Source organism: Rossellomorea aquimaris, assembly GCF_020171925.1.
In the GTDB taxonomy this organism is placed as follows: domain Bacteria; phylum Bacillota; class Bacilli; order Bacillales; family Bacillaceae_B; genus Rossellomorea; species Rossellomorea aquimaris_F.
On record NZ_JAIVAR010000002.1, the window covers coordinates 391,647 to 403,534 of the forward strand.

8 protein-coding genes and 2 riboswitches are annotated in these 11,888 nt (G+C 40.1%); of the genes, 4 read left to right on the top strand and 4 right to left on the bottom strand.

Annotated elements, in window-relative coordinates:
* Nucleotides 1-132: 132 nt before the first annotated feature.
* Entirely contained in the window at nucleotides 133-2,445 is a 2,313-nt protein-coding gene (locus tag LCM10_RS09585; RefSeq protein WP_224876008.1) for a putative bifunctional diguanylate cyclase/phosphodiesterase, read from the bottom strand.
* A 10-nt stretch (nucleotides 2,446-2,455) separates the two neighbouring features.
* A complete protein-coding gene (locus LCM10_RS09590; RefSeq protein ID WP_224876009.1) occupies nucleotides 2,456-3,013 on the bottom strand; it encodes a hypothetical protein in 558 nt (185 codons plus the stop codon).
* Between the two features lie 491 nt (nucleotides 3,014-3,504).
* Nucleotides 3,505-3,591, top strand: a riboswitch (cyclic di-GMP riboswitch).
* A 99-nt stretch (nucleotides 3,592-3,690) separates the two neighbouring features.
* Between LCM10_RS09590 and LCM10_RS09595 the strand changes: the two genes are divergently transcribed.
* Nucleotides 3,691-3,882 carry a hypothetical protein gene (locus LCM10_RS09595; RefSeq protein ID WP_224876010.1) on the top strand — a complete coding sequence of 64 codons (192 nt, stop codon included), beginning with the start codon at nucleotides 3,691-3,693 and terminating at the stop codon, nucleotides 3,880-3,882.
* 827 nt (nucleotides 3,883-4,709) lie between these two features.
* Nucleotides 4,710-7,088 carry an immune inhibitor A domain-containing protein gene (locus LCM10_RS09600; RefSeq protein ID WP_224876011.1) on the top strand — a complete coding sequence of 793 codons (2,379 nt, stop codon included), beginning with the start codon at nucleotides 4,710-4,712 and terminating at the stop codon, nucleotides 7,086-7,088.
* 470 nt (nucleotides 7,089-7,558) lie between these two features.
* Nucleotides 7,559-7,644: riboswitch (cyclic di-GMP riboswitch) on the top strand.
* A 61-nt stretch (nucleotides 7,645-7,705) separates the two neighbouring features.
* On the opposite strand, the gene LCM10_RS09605 is transcribed toward LCM10_RS09600, so the two are convergent.
* Entirely contained in the window at nucleotides 7,706-8,188 is a 483-nt protein-coding gene (locus LCM10_RS09605; protein ID WP_224876012.1) for a sigma-70 family RNA polymerase sigma factor, read from the bottom strand.
* Nucleotides 8,189-8,501: 313 nt separating this feature from the next.
* On the opposite strand from LCM10_RS09605, the gene LCM10_RS09610 reads away from it, so the two are divergent.
* Nucleotides 8,502-9,056, top strand: a complete 555-nt coding sequence (locus LCM10_RS09610) for a competence protein ComK (RefSeq protein WP_224876013.1) — start codon at nucleotides 8,502-8,504, stop codon at nucleotides 9,054-9,056.
* Between the two features lie 196 nt (nucleotides 9,057-9,252).
* Complete coding sequence (locus tag LCM10_RS09615; RefSeq protein WP_224876014.1) at nucleotides 9,253-10,389, top strand: sensor histidine kinase; 1,137 nt, start codon at nucleotides 9,253-9,255, stop codon at nucleotides 10,387-10,389.
* Nucleotides 10,390-10,403: 14 nt separating this feature from the next.
* On the opposite strand, the gene LCM10_RS09620 is transcribed toward LCM10_RS09615, so the two are convergent.
* Nucleotides 10,404-11,732, bottom strand: a complete 1,329-nt coding sequence (locus LCM10_RS09620) for a UDP-glucose dehydrogenase family protein (protein WP_224876015.1) — start codon at nucleotides 11,730-11,732, stop codon at nucleotides 10,404-10,406.
* Nucleotides 11,733-11,888 lie beyond the last annotated feature (156 nt).

Sequence of the window (11,888 nt, forward strand, 5' to 3'; positions counted from 1 at the left end):
TTGTGACAATACTTATGGTTCTTGTTTTTCCTTGTTTTAGGGTTAGTTTTCAACAAGGAGTCTGGGGATATTCCAGACTGACCCTTTTGAACCAAGCGACCTGTCCTTATGGCTTTAGTGGAAATCCCTGTGTTACGCCAAAATGCTTTCAAATTCTTCAGCTGAAACGGCTGGACTGAAGAGAAATCCTTGGAATTCATGGCAGCCGATTTGTTGAAGGAAATTTTTTTGGACTTCAGTTTCTACCCCTTCAGCGAGTACGCTAAGTTGCAACGATTTTGCCATGTAAACAATCAATTTGACGATTGCCATATCTTTTTCGCTAGCAGGAATGGCGTGAATGAACGAGCGGTCGATTTTTAAACGATCAATAGGGAGTTGACTTAAGTAGCGTAGCGATGAATAGCCCGTCCCAAAGTCATCCATGGAAATTTTGATACCCGTTTTTCTTAAAGCGGAAAGCTTCTCTAAGACGTTTTCATAATCATCCATCGCAATGCTCTCTGTAATTTCCAGCTCTAAGTACGTTGGGTCGACTCCTGTCTCCTTGATAATGGTTATTACGTTATGGGCAAAGTCGGGTTTCTGGATATCTAGGGAAGAGATGTTGACGGCTATCTTTACTAAGGGTAATCCCTTGCTTTTCCATTTATTGATCTGTTCGCAAGCCGTTCGAATCACCCAGAGCGTAATGAGTGAGATAAGTCCAGTTTCTTCTGCTAACGGAATAAACTTATTTGGAGGAATAAACCCTTCATTTTGTTTTTTCCAGCGAATCAGCGCTTCTGCTCCAATTACTTTACCAGTGTCTATAGAAAGCTGCGGTTGGAAATGGAGGCTGAATTCTTCTGCCTCAATCGCCCTGCGCAAGGCATTTTCGAGTTCGATTCTTTTCTGATCCCCCATAGAGGGGTGATAATACAGATAATTGTTTTTACCTCTTCCTTTTACTTGATACATGGCAATATCTGCGCACTTGAGTAACTCTTCGAAGTTGCTACCATGTTCGGGGTATAAAGCAATCCCGATGCTTGGTGATATATGTATTACCCTTCCTTCGATGTTAAACGGTTTAGCCATTTCATCCAGTACATTTATCGCGAGTTCTTTGATATTCTCATTGCTTTTGTATTCAATGATGAAAGCAAACTCATCTCCGCCAATACGAGAAATCATTACTTCAGGTGCATTTTCTATTAGCCTTTTGGAAACTTCTTTTAATAGTAAGTCACCAAAGAGGTGACCATAATGGTCGTTGATATATTTGAAACGATCTAAGTCCATTAGTAAAACCGCAATCTTGCCTTCCTGTTGGTTCATGATTAGTGTTGAGATTTTTCTTTCCAATAACCTTCGATTCGGTAGTTCTGTAAGCATATCATGGTATGCCATATATTCAACGCTATTTAGTGTTTCTTCAAGTTGTTCAGTTCTTTTTTGGACCTTACTTTCTAGTTCATCATTTAAGAGTTTAAGATCATTGACTAAACGATCATTTTCAAGCAGTGTGATGACTTGTCTCAGAATGAATAGAACCATACAGATAAAAAAACCAAATAAGATACTATCTATTTGGTTATTGGAATATTGGAAAATCATCGCTGTAAATAGTAGGCCGAAACTTGAGTAAGTTAGACCATGGCGAAATAGATGTATTTTTTTACTCTCTTTAATTTTCGATTCTGTAAAATTGGATGGTTTATTATACACCCCGGCGAGACCGATTAATAATAGTGAAATCACCCAAAGTTGCTCGCTATACCCTCCAACAACATAAGAGCCAATTACTTTCTCGTAGGAAAACAGAGTGTCAGCGAGGATTTGTATAAGTAACCCTGTAATGAGAAGTATGGTAGAGCTTTTATTTAATAACCGTTGGGAAATGATGAAAATGCTAAACGCTCCAAAAAGCATACCCAGATCCAATATTGGATATAACAAAACCGGAAAAAAAGAAACCGTGGCACTTTGTGATAGCAAAGGACTGATAATGAATTTCCAACTAAAAGCAGTAGCTACTGACATGACAATGACCATATCGAAAAACATCCGCAGTGTAAACAATTTACTTTTGTGTACATACATTAAGACGATTAACCCAATTAAATAAAATACATTTTGCCAAATCCACAGGATATCTGGGATCAATGGATGATATAGGGGGCCATTAATGAAGATGAATTCATTGAGCGTCCACATAATCAAGGCAAATAAGTAGCTTAAGCAACCGAAAGATAGGGATAACCAAAAATATTTATTATGATTGCCCGTATTCCGATAAATTGAGAATAACCATAAGAAAGCTATTAATGGCGCAATGATTTGGAGCAAGACTCCCCCAAAGTAATAGACTATCTCCAAATCTCTGAAATAGGTATTCCATAGGAAATTAATTAACATGAAAATGATGATGAATGAAAGTGCGTGTTTTCTTTGAATAAACATGTTACCTTCCTTACTTATAAATTCCATATGCCTCTGAAATATCGACTAACCAATCGAACTGTTCTTTATTGGAATAAATCGTTTGAAGATTAATAACAGATGGAATGACATAATCTCCTTTATAAAATCTCATTTCCCCTATTATTTCAAAAGGAACCTTGTAAACATTTCGTAGAGCTTTATAAAATACTCGTTCAAGGAGCGCTACACAGTATTTCTGACTATGTAATTCTGCGTGATGAATAATAACCGATAAGAGCGTATTTAAATTTTTCCCTCTATATTCTTTAAGAATAGCAACCTTATCGATTATGATAGTTTGAAACATGTCTTCTAATAAAAGAGGTTTATGGTTGAATGGATAAGCCTGATTGACTTCTAATTCTCCATCAAGTGAGTAAGGTTGTATTTCAACCGTCCCAACCCACACATCACTTGGATCTTTAATTAAGAATCTAGCAGTATGATGGGGGTTGATTTCAAAGTCATAGCCTTTTTCTTGCCAGCACTCCATCCATATTCCATTAAAATATTCTACATCCTCGGGAGTTTCGACCTTTTTATACATGGCTCCTCCTAGAAATATATCGTCATATTTTAATGGTATGATGAATCCTTAAATATATCAATAAATATTGTTAATATTGTCGAAATGTGGAGGGTGCAGGGAGATTTCGATCCAGAGGGACGGTCTTTTGCGATCGGAAACTGCTTTCTTCTAGGGATGGAATCTATCCTTTAGACTTAATATGATTCTTTCAGTTCACCCATAACCCAATTGGCATCTGTGCACCGTAATAATAGGATTAACCATCTGGAGTAGTAGGTGATGGACGGGGGATAGGTCCATTGCCCCTTTTGGTAGGCGATGTCTTTTTTTATTATCAGAATATTCTTTCGGGAATAAAGCATGGATTTTTTTGAAGGTTATGGTACGCTCTAGTCGTAGTCATTTTGCTCTGTATTCCGGTTGGGTATAAAGAAGCGTATAGACTGGAATCGTTCAGCCAAAACATAGATGGCAATTACAGCGCATAAATTAACATTAAGAATGTTTAAATTCGATAAAGGCAAAACCATTGAAATATGGTGACGCAAAGCTATAGGGGCTAATGTCAAAAAAGGCAATGCCAGCCAGTTTACGACTGATGTGGGGACCCGTCCCCGCGTCCCACCCCCATGAAACTATAAGTTCTTGCGAAAATTTTAGTAAGGTGACTGATGGTTATATCAAGGGGGATGTATATGAAAAAGGTTGAGGGGTTAGCAATGCTAAAAGTGAAATGGCACTCCTTCAGGGTGTCCTATCATTACGCACTGCTGGAATGCTGTTTGGATTGCAAGCTTAAGCAGAGATTACACGCGAGTATTTCGTATCATGAGAAGAAGCTAGCTGAGCTAAGAGATCAATCAAGGGTGCTATCCGAGATGAACTGATTACTTCTTCATTCTAATACTAAGGACAATGGAATCTATATGATTCCATTGTCTTTTTTTACTCGAATTGTGTACACATCTCAGGATGTACCGGACGAATGTTTCTTCTATCATAAGCCTTAAACTCCTCATGGGTAGGATGAGGGCAAGGATGTGATTGATATGCGCGTAATGATCGTAATAAGTTACTGTGTTTTTCTATTTGTTTTGACTTGTACAGAAAGCCTGAAGGTGTTATTTGAAGAAGGGGTTCCACGGTTTAAATGGAACCCGGATCCGGATATCTCCTCGTTCTTTGATCTCAACTCTTACCCATTCGACAGCCCCCACGTATATTTACCAGAAGGCAGGCCATGCACTCGCTTTCTGTTTGTTGGAGGTGGTTGTCTATTCAGTTGTGAAGCATATGGGAATGACTACGTTCTTTTGTTTTTTCAATGCAATGTCCACCGAGGTTGCTCGTTATTTTCAATCGAACAGGTTGTTTACTGGATGTCGGTTACGATGTGGATGGTGTGTTGGTTATTCTGATAATTTATGTTATTTGGAAGCTAATAATAATGTATTGTTTTCAACCAAGATTGTATTGAGAGACTTTCGCTGAATGGTGGTCAGAAAAGGAGAAAAGTAACACGTGGGCAATAGACCTGTCCCTGTGTTCCATCCTTAGCATGCAAACATGTTTAAGCCTTATTATTCCTTTATTATTAAAATGTTACAGTTTTATTACAATAGCGAACTAAAGGAGGATTAAAAGTTCCTTATAAAGAATTCTGATTATTAGGAACTTTTTACTACGTTCTGACTATTTTAAGGGGGTAATTTGTTTGGGGAAGAAAAGAAAAGCTGCATCCGCAGCACTTGCGACACTGCTTGGTCTTAGTACTTTGGCAGTGGGTCCTACCATGTCAACTGCTCAGACAGTGGATGCGGAGAAGGTACTTAATGAGGTGAAGAGTAAGGGTGTAACCCATACTTATCAAGGGTCTTCCGTCGATCTGGGTATAGCGAATGATGAGAGATTAATTGAGATGTTGAAAAAGGAAGGAAAGATTGCTAAGGGGGCTACTCCTGCTGAAGCTGAAAAAGTATTAACAAAATATCTGAAGGCGAAAGCTGATAATTCTGGTGAAACGAAAGATAATCTTCCATCTCTAGATAATGTCAAAATGAAAGATGGAAAGAATGATAAAAATAGCAGTCTTACAAATGGTAAAGGCAACAAACTGGGGCAAGCTAAAAAGAATAAAGTAGATGGTGTTCAAGAAGAAGGTTATGATGGTGAAGTTCGTAAGGATAAGGTCCTTGTGCTTGCCATTGATTTCCCAGATTATGAGCAGAGCTCTATAACAAAAGAGGAAACAGATTTCTGGTATGAAGATTATACCCATGATCATTTTAATAATATGATCTTTGGTGAAGATGGATATGAGGGGCCAAATGGAGAGACATTTGTTTCTATGAAACAATATTATGAGGAACAGTCCGGTGGTAGTTACACTGTAGAAGGTACAGTTGCAGGCTGGTATACTGCAAATCATCCAGCAGCTTACTATGGAGGAAACGTCCCTGCTCCAGATGGAAATGATAATAAACCACGTACACTGGTTTATGAAGCATTGATTCAAGCCGCTCAAGACCCGAATGTAGACTTGTCTAAATACGATGCCTGGGATCGTGACGATTATGATGGAGATGGTGTTTATAATGAGCCAGATGGTATCATCGATCATTTGATGGTCATTCATGCAGGTGTGGGTGAAGAAGCAGGAGGAGGAACTCTTGGTGGAGATGCTATTTGGTCACACCGTTCAAAACTTAGCACAGGTCCAGTAGCTGTTCCGGGTGTTACATCTAATAGTGATAGATGGGGCGGTGTTTTAGCTGCTTGGGATTACACAATCGAACCCGAAGATGGAGCTGCTGGGGTATTTTCTCATGAGTATGGCCATGATTTAGGACTTCCTGATGAATACGATACTCAATATACGGGAGCTGGTGAGGCAGTTTCTTATTGGTCCCTTATGTCGAGCGGTAGCTGGGCAGGAGACATTCCTGGGACTGAGCCACCGGGGATGAGTGCCTATGCGAAAGAAATGCTACAGGCAATTCATGGAGGGAACTGGCTAAGTGGAACAACGATTGATGCAAAAGATGTGAATGCTAACGGTACTGAAGTACTTCTTGATGAAGCGGTTACTAAAGGGACGAATAATGATGCTGTCCGTGTAAATCTCCCTGCTAAAGAAAATATCGTGAATACTCCTACTAGTGGTTCTAATGAATATTTCAGTGGAAGTGGAAATGAATTAGATAACTCCATGACTACCACTTTAGATTTAACAAATGCAACAAATGCTACTTTAACGTTTAAAGCATGGTATGATATTGAAACGGATTGGGATTATGCGTCTGTGAAAGTAAATGGTGAATCGATTGAAGGTAATATTACGACAACTGAAGATCCGTTTGAGCAGAATCCTGGGAACGGTATAACAGGTTCTTCCAGTGGTTGGGTTGATGCATCATTTGATTTGTCAGATTATGCAGGACAAGAGGTTGAACTTGAATTCAACTATTGGACAGATGGATATGTAGCACTTCCAGGTTTCTATGTAGACGACATTGCAGTCGACGTTGACGGAAGTAAAATGATTACGGATGACGCTGAAGGAAATTCTGCCTTCACATTTAATGGTTTCAAGATAGACCAAGGTAAATTCTATTCTGACCATTATTATTTATTAGAATGGAGATCCCATAACGGAGTAGATGAAGGGTTAAAACATATTCGCCGTGGGGATAGCTTGATGAGTTTTGATCCGGGTCTATTGGTATGGTATGTGGATAATAGCTTTGACAATAACTGGACAGGTATACATCCTGGTGATGGATTCCTTGGTGTTGTAGATGCAGATCAGCATACAAATGTTTGGAGCGATGGCACGGTAGGATCTACTCGCTATCAAATCCACGATGCAGCATTCAGCCTAAATAAATCAGAAAAGATGTTCCTTGATTATCCAGGAATATTTACGATGAAGGATAACTTTACAAAACGTACTCCATTATTCGACGACAGCACGGACTACAGTAATAAAGGTATGGTCGATGCTGGACGTAACGTACCAAAGTACGGTCTCAAGTTCCGTGTGACTGGTGAAAGTGCTGACGGTACGGTTGGTAAAGTATTAATCTACAAATAAATAAATCTCTGAATAAAAGTAAGACTCCTGATCATTAGATGAGGGGTCTTTTTGTTCCTTATAAAAAACGTCAATCGCTACTTAGGAAAAAAGTGCAATCCTTTCCAAGAAACGAATAGAAATAACCAGTGTGGAAATGCTTTAAACTTTGGATAAACAGCTTCACTTAGACTGATTTATGACTCTTTGTCACCATCCGCCTATTGAAGAATCTTGTCTGCTTTTGTCTATAAATATTCCCTTAGTTTTATAGATAATCCTTATTTTGTTCGATATAATAGTACTACAAAAGGAATTAAATGTATTTTTGAAGGGGGGATCACAGATGCCGGTATATTATATGAAAGAGATTTGGACTCCCTTAAAGATGGTGGGGGTCAAGTTCTTCAGGTGTGAGGAGAATCGAATATACATAAAGGTTCTTCAATTTCATCGTAAGCGTATTTTAGGTTAAGTCTAACTCAGACTCAGATTGAAAAGGGCAAAGCCATTGAAAGATGGTGACGCAAAGCTATAGGGGCTTCTGTTCTAATGACAATGCCAGCCAGCTGCCGAATCTTTTTTAATAGCAATACAACATCTCAAAACCTTAAAGGTTTTTTTATTTTTGCTTCATTTTAATATTTTATATTCCCCCTCAACCGCTCTCTGGCTCCCTGCCGCCACTTCTTAACAGCCCCTGGAGAAACGCCCTCCTTTGCTGCAATCTCCTTTATAGTGAACATATTCATAAACGTATACATCACCCATTTTATTTGTCCCTCCGTCAAGTGCTCACAATAAGCAAGCAATGTCTCTTTTGCTAATGGTACATCTGAACATTCATCTTCCACCAGTTCCCAGAATTCTTCTTTTGGATAGGTTTGACGGGATAGATGCATCGCCTTGCCACTCAATTCAGTCAGGATCCTGCCCTTGATATACGAGTATGCAAATGGAGCAAACTCCCCTTTCCTGGCATCAAATTTCTGCGACGCTTCCCAAAGGGCGATCAGTCCGGTTTGGTAAAACTCCTCTTGTTCATTGTAAATGTGAAGAGAGTGGATGATTTTATGGATCATCGGGTCGAATTGTTTTTGAATGTCATGGAAAGACTTCAAAGCTATATTCCTTCTGAATGGCGCGCCTTTCGGTTATTCCCGGGTAACTTAACCATACAGGGGAGGTGGGGTATTCAACAAAAGGATAAATTGTCTGTTTACTTATAAATATGTCGTTTTTGGTAAGAGAAATACAAAGTTTACTATAGTAAAAGGGTGATTTTGGTGGAATTAAGGTTGTTGATTACTAAAAAATGTAAATTTTTACAGAAATAACTGGAAATTACTGTATAGTAAGTTATAATGGAAAGGAAGTTTCTTATTTTTCAGATTAAATTAAGATTCTAAAAATCTTTAAAAGGATGGTGTATTGATGAACCAAAGAGAAAATTTGATTACGTGGAGAACGATGGCGGTATACCCTGCTTATCATGAAAGGTATCAATCCGTCATTTTGAATCAGACAGGTAAACATGTTTTCAGTGAAAGGTCGATCATGGAGCTCATGAACGAAGCATGTATGAGAAACGGTGCTTCTTATGACGGCAGGGTAAAAGCCGTAAAACACGTACTGCCGTATTTCAGGAAAACACCCGTTATGATCAGTAAAGAACCGTACATCCTGGCATTTCCAACCGTGTCTCCTCGCAACTATGAATGCACCTGGCTATTTTGTACCCACATCGAGAATTTCTCCCACTCAAATGGAAAAACATATGTTCACTTTAAAAACGGCTCCATGCTTGAGGTATCCTGTTCTGTAAGGGTTTTGAGAACGCAGTTGGAAAGGGCATTCGCCACGTTAAATTACTTTGTCTCCGTACATGAAGACTCCAATATCGGAGAAAAGCGTAGAGAAACCGAACCGTCCATCTATTCAAGTCTCATGCCGTCCCAATCTCCACAGTCATCTCACTATCAACTTTAATAGTCTGAGAGAAGAAGACTTTCAAGAAAAGGCTTCTTTTTTATGAGTTTCTTCCTTCATCACGTTAAAGTAGCGAGGGACGTACCTTCAACAATAATTGAAATTTTGAATAATTCTCTCTGCTAACACGCTTTTCTGTTATGATAATAGGAAAGAGAGAATGTTGAAAATAAGGGTGCGAAGGGAATGCCGGTATATGACTAGTACTTCTGATAGGCTCATAGATTTTTTAGAAGAGCATTCAACCGAGTTTTTACATAATTGGAGAGATAAGATCGTCATCTCAGAAGAAGATTTATATAAAACAGAAGTCCTGAGGAATGGACTCCGGATGTATGAGTTGGTGAAGCGTGCGATCCGGAACCCGTTGAGTGAAGAGGAAATCAGGATGCTTGCGTATAAAACGGCTCAAGAGCGTGTGGAAGCGAATGTGAATATCAGTGAGTTTGTCTATAACGTGAATGTCGGGAAGAGTGAAATCATCAAGTGGGTGAGTCGTTCTGGGATTGAGTGGGATGCGTTACAGCGTTACCTGGAGGAAATCAACTCATTATTTGACCGCTTTTCTTATCTGGCCGTCAAACAATACACGGATATCCGGGACAAGCAACTTCAGGAAAAAGAACTGTATATCGATCAAACCCACAAGGAACGATTGACAATCTTGGGACAGATGAGCTCGAGCTTTGTCCATGAGTTCAGGAACCCGTTGACGTCCATTATCGGCTTCACGAAATTACTCCAGCATGACCATCCGGACCTACCTTACCTCGATATTATGCAGCATGAACTGGATCAATTGAATTATCGGATTTCACAATTCCTTCATGTGTCGAGGAAGGAAATCATCGAGAGCAAGAGGGAGACGATCAACCTTGCAGATATGTTTGATGATTTGGTGGAGTTCCTGTATCCGAGTCTCTTGGATGGGGATGTGACGGTTAAGGTTGATATCGACAGAGACTTGAACGTTTCGGGTAACAAGGATGAACTGAGGCAGGTATTCCTAAATTTGGTCATGAATTCGATTGACGCCCTTCAGCAAGTGCCGGGAGAGCGTGAGCTAAAGATTCATTCCACGGTTAAAGAGGGAATGCTGCACCTCTCCATCATAAATAATGGCCCTCAGATCGAAGAGGGGACAATCAATGCCATCTTTGAACCTTTCTATACAACGAAGGAGCTCGGAACCGGAATCGGCTTATTCATTTGCAAAAAGTTGATTGAAAAGCACGGTGGGGAAATTATGTGCCGGTCGACTGAAGACGAGACTTCATTTACGATTGGGCTGCCATTGTGGTCTGAAGTTACTTTTGTAAAAGAAAAAATCTGAACCGATTTATAGGTTCAGATTTTTTTTGGTAGAAGATTACTGACGGATGGTCTGCCGATTGAATGATACTCTACTTCTGCTTCCCTTGCTTCATCCAAGCTGAAACAATTCCTTCCATCAAATACAACCGGATGCTTCATCAGTTTTCCGATTGTTTTCAAGCGTAGCAGCTTGAATTCCTCCCACTCTGTCACGATGAAAAGCATATCTTGATCTTCAATCGCATCAAAAACATGTGAGCCATAGGAAACCAATTCACCTAGGATTCGTTCTGATTTTTGCATAGCCACGGGATCATAGACGGTCACGTCCACTCCGCTTGCAACCAATTCATTGATGATTTCAATTGAAGCTGCTTCACGAATATCATCAGTTCCAGGCTTGAAAGAGAGACCAAGGATGCCAGCTTTTTTTCCTTTTAGTGATGTGAAATGTTCCTTAGCCTTTTGAACAAGCTTCACCCTCTGTCCTGCATTCACGTGGATCACGGATTCCAGCAAGTCAAAAGAGTGTTCCACATTTCCGGCAAGCTGCACGAGCGCTTTCGTGTCTTTAGGAAAACAGGAACCTCCATACCCGATACCGGCTTGCAGGAAATGAGGCCCGATCCGATGGTCCATTCCCATTCCCCTTGCGACATCTTCAATATTGCCCCCGGTTTTTTCACAAAGGCTGGCAATTTCATTGATGAAACTAATCTTCGTCGCAAGAAAGGCATTGGACGCATATTTAATCATTTCTGCACTTTCAATCGAGGTATGCAGAGTAGGGAGTTGAAAGGGTTTGACCATTTCTTCGAGTTTAGAAGCGGTCCCTTCAGATTCTGTTCCGATGACGATGCGGTCGCCTTGGAACGTATCTTGTAGAGCCGAGCCTTCCCGTAAGAATTCCGGGATGGAAGCAACGGAAAAATGAACAGGCGTTGTGAGGGAGTCCATGATCCATTCTTTAATTTTTTGATTCGTACCAACAGGAACGGTGCTTTTCGTCACGATGATGGTGTCATTGAGGGTCAGATGAGAACCGATGGCGTTGGCGGCCGCTTCGACTGCGGAAAGATTGCAGGTGCCATCATCGTTCGATGGTGTCCCGACTGCAAGAATAATGACTTCGGCTTGTGGGATGGCATCCCTGTAAAGGGTGGTGAACGAAATCGTGCCTTTCTCCAGCTGCTTTTGAATGAGTTCATCCAGGCCATTCTCATACAAAGGGGACCGGCCGGATTTCAACAGGTTGACCCGTTCCTCATCAATGTCCAGGACCGTTACATCGTGGGAAATTTCAGAGAGTGATGCACCTGTCACCAAACCAACGTACCCAGCTCCAATCACAGTGACTTTCATTCCATACCCCTCCTTATCCATAGTCTGTTCCAATTCATTACCCTATTTTATCAAAGAAATGAAAAAGCAGTACGGTTGAAAAGTTAAAAATTATCAGGAAAAACATTGAGGAAATGTAAAATTATAAAAATGAGTCCGAGTAATTATCCGTATTCC